This is a genomic window from Maribacter sp. PR66, assembly GCF_028464205.1.
Classification (GTDB): Bacteria; Bacteroidota; Bacteroidia; order Flavobacteriales; family Flavobacteriaceae; genus Maribacter; species Maribacter flavus.
On record NZ_JAQPCH010000001.1, the window covers coordinates 950,341 to 966,840 of the forward strand.

Annotated in this window: 16 protein-coding genes; 9 read left to right on the forward strand and 7 right to left on the reverse strand. The window is 43.2% G+C overall.

The features are described from left to right. The 3 genes from PP181_RS04120 (at position 1) to PP181_RS04130 (ending at position 3,401) form a co-directional block, all read left to right on the forward strand. Positions 1-1,209, forward strand: a complete 1,209-nt coding sequence (locus tag PP181_RS04120; protein WP_272636073.1) for a beta-ketoacyl synthase N-terminal-like domain-containing protein — start codon at positions 1-3, stop codon at positions 1,207-1,209. 63 nt (positions 1,210-1,272) lie between these two features. Continuing rightward, positions 1,273-2,367 carry a biotin synthase BioB gene (gene bioB, locus PP181_RS04125; RefSeq protein WP_154917948.1) on the forward strand — a complete coding sequence of 365 codons (1,095 nt, stop codon included), beginning with the start codon at positions 1,273-1,275 and terminating at the stop codon, positions 2,365-2,367. Positions 2,368-2,540: 173 nt separating this feature from the next. Continuing rightward, on the forward strand, positions 2,541-3,401 hold the full coding sequence (locus PP181_RS04130) for a cupin-like domain-containing protein (protein ID WP_419776357.1): 861 nt from the start codon (positions 2,541-2,543) through the stop codon (positions 3,399-3,401). Positions 3,402-3,408: 7 nt separating this feature from the next. Here the strand turns inward: PP181_RS04130 and PP181_RS04135 are convergent, their stop codons facing one another. From PP181_RS04135 to PP181_RS04150, 4 genes are all read right to left on the reverse strand, one after another. Then, positions 3,409-3,879 (reverse strand): regulatory protein RecX, encoded by a 471-nt coding sequence (locus PP181_RS04135; protein WP_272636074.1) that lies wholly within the window; start codon positions 3,877-3,879, stop codon positions 3,409-3,411. Next, positions 3,879-4,457 carry a PepSY domain-containing protein gene (locus PP181_RS04140; RefSeq protein ID WP_154917951.1) on the reverse strand — a complete coding sequence of 193 codons (579 nt, stop codon included), beginning with the start codon at positions 4,455-4,457 and terminating at the stop codon, positions 3,879-3,881. Before PP181_RS04140 ends, PP181_RS04135 begins: the two co-directional genes overlap by 1 nt. 177 nt (positions 4,458-4,634) lie before the next feature. Then, positions 4,635-6,182, reverse strand: a complete 1,548-nt coding sequence (locus PP181_RS04145) for an Rne/Rng family ribonuclease (protein WP_138256901.1) — start codon at positions 6,180-6,182, stop codon at positions 4,635-4,637. Between the two features lie 256 nt (positions 6,183-6,438). Then, positions 6,439-6,729, reverse strand: a complete 291-nt coding sequence (locus PP181_RS04150) for an HU family DNA-binding protein (RefSeq protein ID WP_038236075.1) — start codon at positions 6,727-6,729, stop codon at positions 6,439-6,441. Between the two features lie 126 nt (positions 6,730-6,855). On the opposite strand from PP181_RS04150, the gene mutY reads away from it, so the two are divergent. From mutY to PP181_RS04180, 6 genes are all read left to right on the forward strand, one after another. Continuing rightward, entirely contained in the window at positions 6,856-7,905 is a 1,050-nt protein-coding gene (mutY, locus tag PP181_RS04155) for an A/G-specific adenine glycosylase (RefSeq protein ID WP_272636075.1), read from the forward strand. A 115-nt stretch (positions 7,906-8,020) separates the two neighbouring features. After that, positions 8,021-8,482 (forward strand): single-stranded DNA-binding protein, encoded by a 462-nt coding sequence (locus PP181_RS04160; RefSeq protein WP_154917953.1) that lies wholly within the window; start codon positions 8,021-8,023, stop codon positions 8,480-8,482. A gap of 22 nt (positions 8,483-8,504) precedes the next feature. After that, complete coding sequence (locus PP181_RS04165) at positions 8,505-9,833, forward strand: gliding motility-associated protein GldE (RefSeq protein ID WP_272636076.1); 1,329 nt, start codon at positions 8,505-8,507, stop codon at positions 9,831-9,833. Next, positions 9,823-10,377 carry a gliding motility lipoprotein GldD gene (gene gldD, locus PP181_RS04170; protein WP_154917955.1) on the forward strand — a complete coding sequence of 185 codons (555 nt, stop codon included), beginning with the start codon at positions 9,823-9,825 and terminating at the stop codon, positions 10,375-10,377. Before PP181_RS04165 ends, gldD begins: the two co-directional genes overlap by 11 nt. Positions 10,378-10,389: 12 nt before the next feature. Next, on the forward strand, positions 10,390-11,337 hold the full coding sequence (locus PP181_RS04175) for a pyridoxal-phosphate dependent enzyme (RefSeq protein WP_272636077.1): 948 nt from the start codon (positions 10,390-10,392) through the stop codon (positions 11,335-11,337). Next, a complete protein-coding gene (locus PP181_RS04180) occupies positions 11,338-12,477 on the forward strand; it encodes an MBL fold metallo-hydrolase (RefSeq protein WP_272636078.1) in 1,140 nt (379 codons plus the stop codon). It abuts the gene before it with no gap. On the opposite strand, the gene PP181_RS04185 is transcribed toward PP181_RS04180, so the two are convergent. The 3 genes from PP181_RS04185 to PP181_RS04195 form a co-directional block, all read right to left on the reverse strand. Continuing rightward, a complete protein-coding gene (locus PP181_RS04185) occupies positions 12,474-12,794 on the reverse strand; it encodes a hypothetical protein (protein ID WP_272636079.1) in 321 nt (106 codons plus the stop codon). The genes PP181_RS04180 and PP181_RS04185 overlap by 4 nt on opposite strands. A gap of 249 nt (positions 12,795-13,043) precedes the next feature. Continuing rightward, the gene (locus PP181_RS04190) at positions 13,044-15,116 is read right to left on the reverse strand and encodes a M16 family metallopeptidase (RefSeq protein ID WP_272636080.1); all 2,073 of its coding nucleotides are present in this window, start codon (positions 15,114-15,116) and stop codon (positions 13,044-13,046) included. Positions 15,117-15,120: 4 nt separating this feature from the next. After that, positions 15,121-16,443 (reverse strand): M16 family metallopeptidase, encoded by a 1,323-nt coding sequence (locus tag PP181_RS04195; RefSeq protein ID WP_272636081.1) that lies wholly within the window; start codon positions 16,441-16,443, stop codon positions 15,121-15,123. Positions 16,444-16,500 lie beyond the last annotated feature (57 nt).

A 16,500-nucleotide genomic window follows, 5' to 3' on the forward strand; every position in this document is an offset into this window, starting at 1 on the left:
ATGGGATTAACGACCGATAAAATATCTATAACCGCAATAGCCTCTATTTCTCCCTTGGGCGAAACCATGGACGATGCTTGGCAAAACTATCAAAACAATGTCCATTTGCTCACTCTTGCCAATTTTGAAGGGAATGGCACTTGGGTAGGTCGGTTGCCCGAAACTATTTCGCAAAAAATCGAGGAATTACGACACTCGGATTCCAAGTACCAACATTTGGACAAAAGCGTTTTGTATGCCCTTTATGCATCAAGAAAGGCAGTGGCATCTGCCGGATGGTCCAAAATAGGTGAAACCTTAAAGTTTGGAATCAATATCGGGTCTTCCCGAGGCGCTACAGATCTCTTTGAGCATTACCATGAAGATTTTTTGAAGCACGGTAAACTAAGTTCCTTGGCTTCGCCTACGACTACCTTGGGCAATATCTCCTCATGGGTGGCCCACGATCTGGGAAGCCGAGGCCCGGAATTTTCCCACTCCATTACCTGTTCTACAGCGCTGCATGCCCTGTTGAATGGCGTAGCCTGGTTGCAAGGCGGTATGGCCGATCGGTTTTTGGTAGGCGGGAGTGAGGCGCCTTTGACGCCTTTTACCATTGCACAGATGAAAGCTTTAAAAATATATGCTTCTTCGGTCGATTCTGAAAATTCCTTGGTAGCTGAGCGTAGTCGAAGCTATCCTTGTAGGGCGCTGGATTTGGACAAAAAAAGGAATAGCATGGTAATGGGAGAAGGAGCTTCCGTGGCCTGTTTGGAAAAGGGTATTTCAAATGGGGCTTTGGCGGTAATCGAGGGAATTGGCTATGCGACGGAGCTTTTGGAACACAACGTATCCATTTCTACCAATGCCAAATGCTTCCAAAAATCCATGGAAATGGCCTTAAAGGATACTCGCAAGGAAGAGGTAGATGTTATTGTTATGCATGCACCGGGCACGCTAAAGGGTGATGCATCGGAAATGAACGCGATACAAAAAGTATTCTGTAACCATCTTCCTTTTTTGACTACCAATAAATGGAAAATAGGACACTCCTTTGGCGCATCCGGAATGTTGAATATTGAAATGGCCCTGCTTATGTTACAGCATCAGAAGGTTATTGCGGTTCCTTTTCACCAAAGTGAATCCAAACCTAAATCGATAAAAAAGGTTTTGGTCAATGCCGTAGGGTTCGGCGGGAATGCGGTAAGCATATTACTTTCCAAAGTTTAGAATCCAATTATATTTTCTGAACTTATTCCGCTATTTTTGAATTCTACATATAACTATGATTTTATGAGCGAAGTAAGACATGATTGGACCAAGGAGGAAATTTTAGCCATTTACAATAGACCACTAATGGAACTTTTATATGAGGCGGCTACGGTACATAGGATGCACCACGACCCCAATACGGTCCAAGTTTCCACCTTACTTTCCATAAAAACGGGAGGTTGCCCGGAGGACTGCGGATACTGCCCCCAGGCCGCGCGCTACCATACCAATATAGAAGGCAACGATTTGATGTCCGTATCCCAGGTAAAGGCCCAAGCGTTGCGGGCCAAGGCTTCTGGAAGCTCCAGGGTCTGTATGGGCGCTGCATGGCGAAATGTAAAGGACGGACCGGAATTTGACCAAGTCCTTGAAATGGTCAGGACCATCAATAAACTGGATATGGAGGTGTGCTGTACCTTGGGCATGCTTACGGAAAATCAGGCCAAGCGATTGGCGGAAGCGGGATTGTATGCCTATAATCATAACTTGGACACGTCTGAGGATTATTACAAGGACGTAATTTCAACCCGTACTTTTCAGGACCGCTTGGACACTATAGAAAATGTTCGCAAGAGTAATGTGACCGTTTGTAGCGGAGGTATCATTGGGATGGGGGAAAAATTGGAGGACAGGGCCGGAATGTTGGTCGCGTTGGCCTCTTTGAACCCTCAACCAGAGTCGGTTCCCATCAATGCCTTGGTCGCTGTGGAAGGAACCCCCATGGAAGATATAGAACCTATTGCCATTTGGGACATGATACGTATGGTCGCTACCACGAGAATCGTAATGCCCGAAACCCAGGTTAGACTTTCCGCCGGTCGCACACAGATGAGTAGGGAGGGCCAGGCCATGTGTTTTTTTGCAGGTGCCAATTCCATATTTGCAGGGGACAAACTGTTAACTACACCAAACCCAGATGTAAACGAGGATATGGACATGTTCAGGCTTTTGGGACTTAACCCACAAAAACCGTTCACAAAGATTTCCCAGCCTACTACCGTGGAAGCGTCTGATTCGCAATTTAAACCCTTGAACGAAAAGCCCAAATGGTCCCGACCCGGACATAAAATTGAGCGAAACGAAGCTGCAAAACAAAAGGCGAAAATGACGGACTAGTCCTACATTATCAAAATTTTAATATCGTATTTTGCTTGTGTTGCCTAAATTTGCGGTCTATTGGCACCGCCAAAGGATTTAATACTCGGAGGCTTGCCTTGAAATTAAAAGTTCGTTTTCTAAGAATGCCTCGTGGGCTTGCCCTGAGGTAGTTTACTAAAACCCAAATTACGTTGAAGTTAACTGAAATTCCAAGGGTAGAAACCATTACCAAGGAGGACTTTCTAACCCATTATTTCAAGCCGCAAAAACCTGTGGTCATAGAGCGGTTTATTGAGAATTGGCCTGCATTTGAAAAATGGAATTTGGACTATATCAAGGGTATTGCGGGAGACAAGTTCGTGCCGCTGTACGACGATCGGCCCGTACAGCATAAGGACGGTTTTAATGAGCCCCATGCCAGGATGCAGTTATCAGAATATATTGATTTGCTCAAGGCCAAGCCTACAAAATACCGGATATTTCTTTGGAACATTTTAAAGGAGGTACCTGAATTACAGAAGGATTTCTCCTTTCCGGATTTTGGCATCAAACTCATGAAAGGGCTGCCCATGCTGTTTTTTGGAGGTACGGATTCACATACCTTCATGCATTACGATATCGACTTGGGCAATATTTTTCACTTTCATTTTGAAGGGGAGAAGGAGTGTATCCTTTTTCCACAATCAGAAACCAAGTATTTATACAAAGTTCCGCACTCTTTGATAACCCATGAGAGTATCGACTTTTCAAACCCCGATTATGACAGGTGGCCGGTCTTAAAACAGGCAAACGGTTATAGGACGAGCTTAAGGCATGGAGAGGTTTTGTATATGCCGGAAGGATATTGGCATTACATGAAATACATTACCCCCGGTTTTTCCATGAGTTTAAGGGCCATCGCACGAAATCCTAAAAATTTGGCGAAAGCGCTCTACAATGTCCTTGTCATGCGACATTTTGATGTGTTGATGCGGAAGATTAAAGGGCAGAAATGGATTGATCAAAAGAACGAAAAAGCGATTTCCAGAACCAATCTTTTAAAAGCAGGTTAAAAAAGTATCAGGAAATGAGTTCATTGACCTTATCATAAACTAAATTGGGTTCCCAACCTCGATAAAGGAGGTAATCGGCTAGTTTTTTCTTTTTCTTCTGTATGTCCTTGTCCTTGATTTGTTCCAGTCTTTTTTTGGCCAGTGCTTCGAAAGTTTTCAAATACTGATTGTCATCGATTTCATTTAGGGCAGATTGAATATTGTATTTGGAAATGTCCCGAACCTTCAATTCCGCAACGATTCTTTTTTTTCCCCACTTTTTTATATTGAACTTGCCCCTGGCAAAACTCTTGGCGAACCGTTCTTCGTTCAAATAGTTTTCCTTGATTAAGTGAGATACAATGGTATCAATGGCCAGAGGAATCATTCCCATGCCCTGTAGTTTCGTGACTACCTCTTGATGGCATCGCTCTTGGTAGGCGCAGTATCCTTCCAATTTTCGGGTAGCTTCCTCTAGGGTGAATGATTCTTTGGGCATCAGGAATTCTTTGCTATTCTTTTCATTCTCTTGGGCCCGTACCAGAGCCAAAATCCCGTTATGGTAAATACCAACAGTGCCAGTCCCATTACAGTGGTGTAAAAAAGCTTGATTTGACCGTCCGATGTTCCTAAGTATCGGTCCAAAATGGAACCATCATGCACTTGTTCTATAAAGTCTGACCGCCTTCTTTCTATTTTTAACAAGTTTCCGGTAGCACCATCCAATTGGATTCCGTAATAGTTGTCCACAAACTTAAACTTTAGGATACCCTTATCCGGGCGTACATCGATCCTATCAATTTCAGGAGAAAGTTCGGTGGAAATGGAATCCCTAAATATTTTCTGGGCATTTTGTTTTAGAGTTTCCAAAGGAAGCCAATCCATTAGTTCCGTTGAGGTGCCTTTTTCCGTTTTTGCCAGAATGAGTCCGTTGCTGTTTTTTTTCCAGCCTAAAAGAAGGCCGGTAATGGATATAAATAGAAAAAAAAAGAATAGAAGGGCTCCGGTGGTACGATGTATTTTTCTAAAAATACGGATAACTTTCGCCTGTTGTTGTCTTCTATTGTTTTTTGTCATTAAGGGTTTACTTTAAAATAGGCCCTAAAGGTAAGTTAAGCTGGGATGTCTTAAAACACTTTAAGAATTATTTAGAAAAACGGGTCTTTGCCGGGGCGGACAAGGTATTCCAATCAGATTCCAATATCCTTGGTACAAACAAAAAAAGCGACCCCTTTTGGAAGTCGCTTTTCTTATTTAATATATTGTTTTGCCGTCCTTATTCTTAAAACGGTATTCGAGATACGTATACGCATCCCTGGGTTGAATTTTTATCCATCGTTTGTGTTCCAAGAACCACTTGGTACGGATGGATGGGAATCCTTTTGTGATGTAAGCGGCAATGAAAGGATGTATGTTCAAGGTTATGTTATTGTCCTTGGCAGGTCCTTTTAAGAGTCGCTCCAGATCCACGTTGATTTTGTTTATCAAAACGATGGGAGCTTCGATCTCCTGTCCGTTTTTGTTTGGATTCTCTTCGGTTGTTTTAATGTTCATTTCTGGCCTAACACGCTGTCTTGTAATCTGTATGAGGCCAAATTTACTGGGAGGTAAAATCTTATGCTTTGCCCGGTCGTCCTTCATCTCATCCCTAAGATGGTCAAAAAGTTTCTTTCTATGTTGGGATTTTACCATATCGATAAAATCGACTACAATGATACCGCCCATATCCCGTAAGCGAAGTTGTCTTGCAATCTCTGAGGCGGCCAACAGGTTTACCTCAAGCGCAGTGTCTTCTTGGTTCTTAGCCTTGTTGGAACGGTTCCCGCTATTGACGTCTATTACATGTAACGCCTCGGTATGTTCAATGATAAGGTAAGCACCCTTGCTCATGGTCGCGGTACGACCAAAGGAAGTCTTGATCTGTCTGTCTATTCCAAATTTTTCGAATATTGGGACATTGGTATTGTAGTGTTTCACTATGGATTCCTTTTCCGGGGCGATCTCGGCAACATAGTCCTTGATTTCTCCGTATAATGTGGAATCGTCAACATAAATTCCGGTAAAGCTATCGTTAAAGACATCCCTAAGGATGGAGGAAGCCCTATTGAGCTCCACTAATACTTTTGAAGGCGTCTGCGCCTTGTATAATTTTTTGCACATTGCTGACCATTTGTTCAACAAATTTGCTAGGTCTTTGTCCAGTTCCGCAACTTTTTTGCCTTCTGCGACCGTTCTGATGATTACCCCAAAGCCTTTTGGCTTTATACTTTTTACAAGCCTTTTCAACCTGTCTTTTTCCTCCTTGCTCGCAATTTTCTGCGATACGGAGACACGATCTGAAAAGGGCACCATGACCAAATAACGTCCTGCTATGGAAAGCTCTGAACTTATTCTGGGTCCTTTGGTGGAAATGGGTTCTTTTACAATTTGAACTAAAAGGGATTGATTGGCCTTTATGGCATCGGTAATGACGCCATCTTTGTCAATATCTTTTTCGAAGGGAAAGTTTTTTAAGGAATAATCCTTTAGCTTTCCCGTACTCACTTGTTTAACGAACTTCAACATGGAAGACAGTTGTGGTCCCAGATCATGGTAATGTAGGAACGCGTCTTTTTCGTAGCCAACATTAACAAATGCGGCATTTAGGCCCGTAACGGGCTTACGAATTTTGGCCAAGAATATATCCCCGACCGAAAAATTGTTATTGTCTTCCTCCTTGTGGAGCTCAGTGAGTTTTCCGTCTTTTAGCAAGGCAAAATCAACGGCATTGGAACTAGATCTTACGATTAATTCTCTATTCACCTGAATGTATTTGTATCTATCCCAAAGAAAATAGGATAGATGGATTAAACAATGCTGGAAACAGATTTATAAAATCTGCCGAGACTCGCTTTGGAATCTCTATGTCAAGGAACGTAGGTATTAAAGCGAAAAAGTAGTTTCTAAAACTACTTTTTCTTGTGTCGGTTAGCTCTTCTGCGCTTCTTACGCTTGTGGGTAGCTACCTTATGTCTTTTTCTTTTCTTACCGCTCGGCATAAAGTTCTTCTTTTAGATTATTATTTTACTTGTACGTTGCTTTTTACACCTTCTACAAAAACCTTTGCCGGCTTAAATGCAGGAATGTTGTGGGCGGGGATTTTGATGGTTGTATTCTTAGAGATGTTCCTTCCGGTCTTCTCTGCCCTGGTCTTGATGATAAAACTTCCAAAACCTCTTAGGTACACATTATCTCCACTCTCCAAAGAAGATTTTACTTCTTCCATAAAGGATTCAACTGTCGCTTGTACATCTCCTTTTTCAATTCCCAGTTTATCTGAGATCTTCGATACAATTTCCGCTTTCGTCATCTTACAATATTAGATTTTCTGTATTTTTTTCGGGTTGCAAATATATAAATTAAATTCAATCTTTCTTTCTAATAATCTAATTTTAAGTATTTAAACTGATACTTTTGCCGCTTAGTATTTTTGCGAATGTCTTTTTCCGATAAAATTTTGACATGGTACCTTGAAAACAAGCGCGATTTGCCCTGGCGCGACACCTTGGACCCTTATAAAATTTGGTTGTCGGAAATCATTTTGCAACAGACCCGTGTTGCCCAGGGCATACCGTATTACCATAGGTTTATCGAAGCCTTTCCCAAGGTTGAACATTTGGCCATAGCCAATGAGGAAAAGGTCCTTAAACTTTGGCAAGGACTGGGCTATTATTCAAGGGCCCGAAATCTGCACGCAGCCGCAAAAATGGTCGTTGGGGAATTCAATGGGACCTTCCCCAAAACCTATACCGGTTTGCTAAAGCTAAAGGGCGTTGGGGACTATACGGCGAGCGCCATTTCCTCCATTTGTTATAACGAACGGCAGGCGGTCGTCGATGGAAACGTTTATAGGGTATTGTCAAGATATTTTGGTGTGAATATACCGATCAATAGCACGGAAGGGATTAAATCCTTTAAAAAGTTGGCCCTTGAGGTCTTGCATCCCACCAATATTAGGGATTACAACCAGGGCATCATGGAATTTGGTGCGGTCCAATGCACGCCCCAAAGCCCCAATTGTTCTTCCTGTCCGCTGGCCGATGGTTGTGTGGCCTTGGAAATGGGCACCGTAAAGGATTTGCCCGTCAAACTTGGAAAGACGAAAATCAAAAAGCGCTTCTTTAACTATTTGGTACCCTTGGAGCATAGGAAAAGCGATGAGACCCTCACTCAATTGAGACAGCGTAAAGGAAAGGGCATTTGGCAAAATCTCTGGGAATTTCCCTTATTGGAAACGGAACGGGAAATCGGTTTGGAGGACATTGAAATTCGGCATTCCGAGGTACTAAAGTTCAAAAGACCGCCTGAAATCAGCCTTTTTAATTCGGATTCCATCGTCCACAAGCTTTCACACCAGCATTTGCATACCAGGTTTTGGATATTGGAAGGACCCTTTTATCGGACCAATACCATACCCGTATCCAATCTTGAAAATTATCCGGTTCCCGTATTGATAGCGGAATTCATGAAAACATTTAAATTTTAGTACTTTTGAACTATGGATTTCCGTAGTATGGGAATCAGCAAGTCTAACTACCTGATTATTCCAAAGGGAGACCTTTAATTTCAGGCAGTTTGCATACATATAAAGGTAAAAAAATATGAGTGGTACATTAAATAAGGTAATGCTGATCGGGCATTTGGGAGACGAAGTGAAGATGCACTATTTTGAGGGCGGAGGATGCATTGGGCGTTTTCCTTTGGCCACCAACGAGACCTATACCAATAAGCAGACGGGCGAGCGCGTCACCAATACGGATTGGCACAATATCGTAGTACGGAACAAGGCCGCCGAAGTTTGCGAAAAGTACTTGAGCAAAGGGGATAAAGTCTATGTTGAAGGACGTTTAAAGAACCGCCAATGGCAGGGGGAAGATGGTAATACCAGATACACGACGGAAGTCCATGTGCAGGACTTTACCTTTTTGACAACAAAACAGGAAAGTATGGCGAATAGTTCCGGACAGTCCTCCCAGCCGCAACAGGAAGGGCACGACGACAGGACACTGCCCAAATCTCCCGCACCATTAAGTCAGGACGATGAAGACGATTTACCATTTTAATTTGGAAATTAATTTATAGTAAGTGGACCCAGACCCTTTACCGCTGGCCTTGCATTTTCTGGTGATGGATAGTGCCTTTGCGCTTAATATTGCCATGTTGGTCATACTGCTGATCTGTTCCGCGCTTATATCTGGGGCAGAAGTGGCCATGTTCGGACTTTCGGTTACCGAAATAAACGAAATAAAGGACCAGAAAACGGAAAAAAGCACTATTCTTATTCGGTTATTGGAACGTCCCAAGAAATTATTGGCCACGATCCTTATTGCCAACAACGCCATCAATATTGGGGTGGTCTTGATCTTCAATTTGATAGGCGACACCCTTTTTTCCGAAATAAACGCGGTGCTTTTCAATATCGTCTCGCTGAGGTTTCTGCTGGAGGTGGTGGTAGCCACATTTATGATTCTAATGTTTGGGGAGATACTGCCAAAAGTTTATGCAAATAGAAATCGATTGAGCTTCTCCAACTTCATGGCCTATCCCCTGCGTGTCTTGGATTTTATTTTTTCCCCGTTAAGCCTTCCCATGCGCTCCGGAACAATTTTTTTATACAATAAGCTGGGAAAGGAGAAATCCAGTTTTGGTGTAGATCACCTATCCCAGGCATTGGAACTTACCTCAGAGGGTGATACCACCAAGGAGGAGCAAAAGATTTTACAAGGTATCGTAACTTTTGGAAATACCGATACCAAACAGGTCATGAGACCCAGGATAGACATTTTTGCCTTGAACGATCAAATGAAGTTTCCCGAAGTTTTGGAGGAAATCAAAAAGAACGGCTATTCGAGGATTCCCGTTTTTTCGGAAAATATAGATAATGTCCTAGGGGTATTGTATGTTAAGGATTTGTTACCCTATCTTGACCGGAAGTCCTTTAATTGGATGACCTTGATACGAGAACCTTATTTTGTACCAGAGAACAAAAAATTGGATGACCTTTTGGCCGATTTTCAGGCGAAAAAGAACCATCTGGCCGTGGTAGTGGACGAATATGGAGGTACTTCGGGCATTGTGACCTTGGAGGATATCATAGAGGAAATAGTGGGGGATATTAGCGATGAGTTTGATGATGAGGACCTGGTCTTCTCCAAATTGGACGATTACAATTATGTCTTTGAGGGGAAAACCACCTTGAAGGATTTCTACAGGGTCATAAAATTGTCTGACGAGGATATTTTTGAAGAAAACAAAGGTGAGTCCGAAACCATCGCCGGTTTTGTACTGGAAATGGCCGGAAGTTTTCCAAAAAGAGGCGAGGAAGTCGTTTTTCAGGATTATAAATTTGTCGTGGAGAGTTTTGATAAAAAGAGGTTGAAACAAATAAAAGTGACATTGCCCCATGAGATGTAAGATTTCTGTTCTCCTTTTTGTCTTTATTGTTCTTTTAGGCTCGTGTAATGACCAACCCATTCCCAAGCCAAAGGCCCAAATGCGCTTGGAATATCCGCAAGGAGCCTCTTCACCCTTGGAAACCGAAAATTTCAGGTTCGATTACAACGAATTGGCAACGCCCAATCTGGATTCGGAAACCGCATTTTCCTTGGAATATCCAGAGATGAAGGGCGCTATTTTCTTAAGTTATAAAAAGATAGATGGCAATCTGGAAAAACTGATCGTAGACGCCAAGCGACTTAGTTACGAGCATGCCGTAAAGGCCGACAATATTGTTGAGCAGCCCTATGTAAACCCGGATAAACAAGTTTATGGGGCCTTGTTTGAAGTGCAGGGGAACGCTGCCTCCCAATCACAATTCTTTGTGACCGATAGTACGGAACATTTTTTGACGGGTTCCGTTTATTTTTACGTAAAGCCCAATTATGATTCCATATTGCCTGCGGCCGCTTATCTGCAGAACGATATTCGAAGGATCATAGAAACCTTGGAATGGAAGTAATTCAATAAAGGGATGAACAAGACTATACTAACGGATTGCCACAAAAGAATCGCTCCTTTCATACATAATACCCCTGTGCTTAAATCGACCTTGATCAATGAACGTTTGGGATGTAAGGTGTTTTTCAAATGTGAAAATTTTCAAAGGGCGGGGGCCTACAAAATAAGGGGCGCCACCAATGCCATTTTGAATCTGGGCGATGCTCAACGTAGAAACGGTGTGGTTACCCATTCTTCAGGAAATTTTGCGCAGGCCGTTTCCTTGGCCTCCAGGAGTTTGGGGGTTCCTGCACATATTGTGATGCCCACTACGGCACCTAAAGTTAAAAAGGAAGGAGTTGTTGCCTATGGTGGACAAATCTACGAATGTGAACCTACCGTTGAGGCCAGGCAGGCCATGGCCGATAAAATCGCTGCCGAAACAGGTGCGGTGTTTTTACATCCTTCCAATGATCTGAACGTGATCATCGGACAGGGAACCGCTGCTCTGGAATTGCTTGCTGAGCAACCCGATTTGAACTTTATTTTCTGTCCAGTAGGCGGGGGAGGCCTCATTGCCGGTTCCTCCTTGTCCGCCAAATATTTCGGAAAGGATTGTAAGGTTGTAGGTGGCGAGCCTTTTGAGGCCGATGATGCCTACCGTTCCTTGATTTCTGGAAAGATTGAGGGAAATGAGACGGTCAATACCATCGCCGATGGTTTACGAACCACCTTGGGAGATATCAACTTCCCGATAATCAAGAAAAATGTCTCAAAAATCGTTCGGGTTACGGAGGAGGAAATAATAGTGGCCATGCGCCTGGTCTGGGAGCGAATGAAAATCATCATTGAACCTTCAAGTGCCGTTACATTGGCGGCCCTAATTAGGGATTGCCAAGAAATTCCGTCGGACTATCAAAACAAAAAAGTAGGCATTATTATCTCCGGCGGTAATGTAGATCTGAATCAGCTGCCATTTTAAATGCAAACACTAAAGCGGATACTAAAACGAATGTTCATTGCCATTCTTTCCATCATCATTGTACTTATTGTCTGGGGGGCACTTTTCATAAATTTGAGTCCGGAGTTTGGTGGTACCATTTCGGATTCGCAAAAGGAACAATTTTCAAAATCTGAACACTACAAGGACGGTGTTTTTGAGAACTTGGGCGGTGTTACCATGTCCATGGGATTTGGCGATTATGTAAAGGGATTGAAAGGCTTTTTTGGTCCGCAAATGAATACAAGGCCAAAGGGAGCCGTTCCTGTTAACGGATTGGACGCTTTGGAACTGGCCAATTATAAAGGACCTGCAAGGATGGTGTGGTTTGGGCATTCCACTTTTTTATATCAGTCCTATGGAAGGAATATTTTGATAGACCCCATGTTGGGACCGGTTCCTGCCCCCCATCCTCTTTTAGGAGGCAAAAGATTTAGCGAAGAACTTCCCATAGCCATTGAACAACTGCCGCAAATTGATTTTGTGGTTTTGTCCCATGACCATTATGACCACCTGGATTACGGATCTATCTTAAAATTGAAGGATAAGGTACAGATGTTCTTTACACCCTTGGGGGTAGGGGCACATTTGGTGGAATGGGGTGTAGCCGAAGATAGGATCAAGGAAATGGATTGGTGGGACGTAACTTCCTTTGAAGGCTTTTCCATAAAATGCGTTCCGGCGCAACACTTTTCTGGCCGTGGCCTTTCGGATAGGGGCAAGACCTTGTGGAGTGGGTGGGTAATCAAGAACGATGGTGCCAATGTATTTTTTAGCGGCGACAGCGGTTATGGAGGCCACTTTACCGAAATTGGAGAGAAGTATGGCCCTTTTGACTTTGCCATGTTGGAATGCGGACAGTATAACAAACTATGGCATGAAATCCACATGATGCCTGAGGAAACCGCCCAGGCAGGAGTAGATGTGAAGGCCAAGGTAATCATGCCCATTCATTGGGGCGCCTTTAAATTGGCCATGCATCCTTGGACCGACCCTGTCATACGGGTAAGCGATAAGGCAAAGGAATTAAATCTACCGATTGTTACACCTAAAATTGGTGAATTCATTTATTTGGCGGAACCTACTTCCAATGGTGGAGTTTGGTGGAAGAATGTCGATTAATTGTTGCCCAAAAGCGCTTCGGCATTGGCAATACTGGAATTTATTTTTTCCTTCACTTCCTTGACCTTCTCTTCCTCCTCTTTCAACCATTGCTTTTTTTCCTCGCTCAGTTCCTTGCCATCCATGATTTCTTCGGGCTCGAACCTGTCTCCAAAACCTTGCATCCAATCCATCATGGATTTGTTGGCATCCTGTAAATCGCGCATCGCTTTGGCCTGGGGAGAGTCTTTTCCTAAGGAATCCGCCATGGGTTTTAACTGACCCACCAGTTTACCTAATTGGCCCATTTTGGGCATAACCTCGTCATGAATTGCCATAACTTGTTCCATTTGGGAGGGTGACGTTTCCTTTTTTTCTTCTTTGCATGAGATAAAAAGCAAGAAGCAACTTAAGATTCGGATAAAATATTTTTTCATGAAGATATTCGTATTAAAGCGAAAAGTCATTTAAGTTGCAAAGATACCAAATAGAGTTATTATCTATAGATACTAAAACTCCAGTTGTAAGATTTAAAATAATAAAAGCCCGCTCCTTTTTGGAGCGGGCTTTTTAATTATTTGGAAAGGTTACTCAAAATCAGCTGGGGTAACCCCTTCATTGACCTTAATTTCCGATACAATGAACTCAATATTCTGTGGACCCATACTTTGTATGAGCTTGTACGGAAATAGGATGCCCGATACTTCCCTATAATCCTCCAGCATCATGGTCTGTTGCATGGTCTGTCCTTGCATGTCGATGACATTTACTTCCTGCAATTTTAGTCCGGTTTCAGTGTCGTAAAAAACGGTCTTGTTGTCCGTAACCTTTACCTTGTAAGCTTTTGTATCACCAACCATATCGGTTCCTTCCAAGGTAAGACCCCCGGCGGCCAAATAGTTCAATTCCGGGAAGGGTGCCGATTCTTCTTTGATTTTCGTGATTTCTTCTTCGGAAAAATCCTTGCGCTGTCCCTGTGCCACCATATAGCCGGTATCACCGTCCAAAACCTGCTTGCTCAGGGAGTTCCCCATCATCTGGATATCCTGCATGAACTGGTCCTTGGATGTTTTCTTTAGTTCCAAATTCAGTTTCATTCCCTGCATTTCCGCTTCTGCGGTCATCGAATAGGAATATACACTTTCCAAAGTTTCCTTACCGCCTATGGCCTTTAGGTAGTTTTCAATCACGGTTTCCGCTGTCAATCCTTCCGGAGATGCGGCATTGTAATCTGGCTTTTCAGTACGTTCCGCCGTTTTTGAATAAAATAGGACGGGTAGAGTTTTTCCTTTGAACTCCACTTTTTCAAGATTCTCCAAGACCTCACTTCCCTTCCCTGTCACAACCACGCGCGCATTCGAGGAGCTAAAATATTTTTGTGCCGCTTTTTGGACATCTTCAACGGTTATCTTTTCCAGTCTTTCCAAATAGGTCTTGTAAAAATCCTTTGGCAGCCCTTCTTTTTCTATGTTCAAGGCGTAATTGGCAATGGTCTGGGGTTGCTCCAGCGCCATAACGAACCTACCAGCATATTTGGCTTTGGTGTTTTTTAATTCTTTTTCCGATACCGGTTCGGTGATGATCCTATCGATTTCCTTTAGAATCTCAACAACTGAGCTATCGGTTACGGCATTTCGTACACTGGCCGTGGCCCTAAACCTGGATGGTTCATATTTGTCGTCGCCTATGGCGGAATAAGATCCGTAGGTATACCCTTTATCCTCACGTAGGTTCAGGAACAATCTGGCTTCACCACCGCCTCCCAATATTTGGTTGGCTAGTAAGGCCGGCAGATAATCGGGATCTTTCATCTTCAAGTTTACAATGTTCTGAACCGTAATTTCAGATTGTACGGCGTTTGGCATATCCACAAAACTGATCTGTGTATTGTAGACATCTTTAGGCTTGCTATAAGTGAACGATGGGGGAACCGCTTTGGTCCATGATGTAAAATACTTTTCGGTCAATTCCTTCACTTCATCAAAATTTACGTCGCCAACTACTACCAAGTAGGCGTTCGCCGGTACGAAATAATCCCGGTAGAAGGTTTTCACATCCTCCAATTTTACATTGTTGACCGTTTCAATGGTCGTAAATTCCCCGTAAGGATGGTCTTTTCCATAGGCAAGTGCACGTTGAACCCTTCCACTGATTGCGGAAACATCTTTTTCTTCGGCCTTTAATGCAGTAATTAAAATGTCCTTTTCCTTGTCGAATTCCTCCTGAGTGAAATTGGGGTTTATGGCGGCATCGGCCATCAACTCCATCATTCTTGGAAAATACTTGGAAAGTGAACTGGCAAAGGCGCTTTGTGCCCCAAAACTAAGTCGGGCCCCAAGAAAATCGACCTCCTCATTGAATTCGTCCTTGGGAATGTTCTTTGTGCCCTGCCCCATCAACGATCCTGTTAAACTGGAAACGCCGGCTTTATCGCCCTCCAAAATGGGCGGGTTGTCTATGGTCAGTTGAATGGAAACCGTTGGAAGCTTATGGTTTTCAACCACCATAACCTTTAACCCATTGTTTAGGCTAAAACTTTGGGGTTCTTCCAGGTTTATCTCCGGAGCGGGTCCGGGTTTGGGCATCGTGGTTCTGTCCACCTGCGCCTGTGTGGCAGTCGCCACTACTATGCTGAATAATAGGGTATATAGCTTTTTCATTTTTTTAGTTTGAAGGTTTTTCTTCAGGTAAATAGTCGATGATCACGCGTTGATTAGGCTTTAAATACTTAGAGGCCACTTCCATGATTTCATCTCGGGTTACGGAACGATATATCTCGATTTCCTTATTGATCAATTCCGTATCACCATAGAGCATGTAGTTTCTGGCCAAGGAATTGGCGATGCCCTCTACACTGGAGTTTGAGTTTACATATTGATTTTCAAACTTATTTTGAAGTTTTTGGTAATCCCTTTCTGAAATGGGTTCTGTACGGACCTTGGAAATTTCTTCTTCCATTTCGGAAATCAAGGTATCCAAGGAAGTCTCCCCAACGGGTAGGGCAAAGACAAAATACATGCTATAATCCTCCTGTGGAATATTGAAAGCCCCCACCTGCAAGGCCTGTTTTTTATCGTCCACCATTTTTTTGTAAAGTTTGGAAGTAGGGCCATCACTTAAATAGGTCGATATCATATCCAAAACATAGGCATCCCGTTCCTTAAATCCGGGTGTTCTGTAGGCCAATCCGGCAGCGGGTATCTGTATATTAGGGTCGTAGAATTGCACCCTTTTTTCCGTGGTGATCGGAGTTTCTTTTGGATAGTTCCGGGAAACATCGGCACCTTTTGGAATCGGCCCAAAGTAATCCTGTACCAGACCTTTCGTTTTTTCTATATCGATGTCTCCTGCTACTACCAGGACTGCATTGTTGGGTACGTAGTATTTTTCATTGTACGCCTTAACATCCTCCAAGGTAGCGGCCTCCAAATCCTTCATATACCCTATGTTGGGGTCCTTATAGGGGTGCTTTTCAAAAAGGTTTTCCCCTAAGACCGGAAGCAATTGACCATAAGGTGAGTTATCATACCGTAGCCTCTTTTCCTCTTTTACGACTTCGATTTGCGTATCCACTCCATCCTGATTTATAACGGGATGAAGCATTCTTTCCGACTCCAACCAAAGGCCCAGTTCCAAATTGTTGGATGGAAAAACTTCGTAATAATAGGTTCTGTCCTGCGTAGTGTTCGCGTTGTTGGTACCTCCGTTCGAGGATACGATCTCAAACCATTTTCCTTTTTCTATGTTCTTGGTACCTTCAAACAACAGGTGCTCAAAGAGGTGGGCAAAACCTGTCCTACCTTCGGTACGATCCTTTCCCCCAACATGGTACATGACCGAAGTTGTGACCACGGGCGCGGAATTGTCCTGATGAAGGATGACGTGCAGGCCATTGTCAAGGTCATATTCCTCATATTGGACTTCTTGGGCAAGCAATAATGTGCATGAAAATAAAAGGGTGCAAACCGCAAATAGCTTTTTCTTCATTTTTTTAATGTTTAGTGTTCTTCCAAACCATTGGTATGGATTTTTGGAGTTTGTTAC

Coding starts and splice junctions, on each gene's coding strand:
- PP181_RS04190 (WP_272636080.1), bottom strand. CDS start 15,116: ATGAAAAAGCTATATACCCTATTATTCAGCATAGTAGTGGCGACTGCC.
- bioB (WP_154917948.1), top strand. CDS start 1,273: ATGAGCGAAGTAAGACATGATTGGACCAAGGAGGAAATTTTAGCCATT.
- PP181_RS04120 (WP_272636073.1), top strand. CDS start 1: ATGGGATTAACGACCGATAAAATATCTATAACCGCAATAGCCTCTATT.
- PP181_RS04175 (WP_272636077.1), top strand. CDS start 10,390: ATGAACAAGACTATACTAACGGATTGCCACAAAAGAATCGCTCCTTTC.
- PP181_RS04140 (WP_154917951.1), bottom strand. CDS start 4,457: ATGACAAAAAACAATAGAAGACAACAACAGGCGAAAGTTATCCGTATT.
- PP181_RS04150 (WP_038236075.1), bottom strand. CDS start 6,729: ATGACGAAAGCGGAAATTGTATCGAAGATCTCAGATAAACTGGGAATT.
- gldD (WP_154917955.1), top strand. CDS start 9,823: ATGAGATGTAAGATTTCTGTTCTCCTTTTTGTCTTTATTGTTCTTTTA.
- PP181_RS04185 (WP_272636079.1), bottom strand. CDS start 12,794: ATGGCAATTCATGACGAGGTTATGCCCAAAATGGGCCAATTAGGTAAA.
- PP181_RS04180 (WP_272636078.1), top strand. CDS start 11,338: ATGCAAACACTAAAGCGGATACTAAAACGAATGTTCATTGCCATTCTT.
- PP181_RS04160 (WP_154917953.1), top strand. CDS start 8,021: ATGAGTGGTACATTAAATAAGGTAATGCTGATCGGGCATTTGGGAGAC.
- PP181_RS04195 (WP_272636081.1), bottom strand. CDS start 16,443: ATGAAGAAAAAGCTATTTGCGGTTTGCACCCTTTTATTTTCATGCACA.
- PP181_RS04135 (WP_272636074.1), bottom strand. CDS start 3,879: ATGCCCAAAGAATCATTCACCCTAGAGGAAGCTACCCGAAAATTGGAA.
- mutY (WP_272636075.1), top strand. CDS start 6,856: ATGTCTTTTTCCGATAAAATTTTGACATGGTACCTTGAAAACAAGCGC.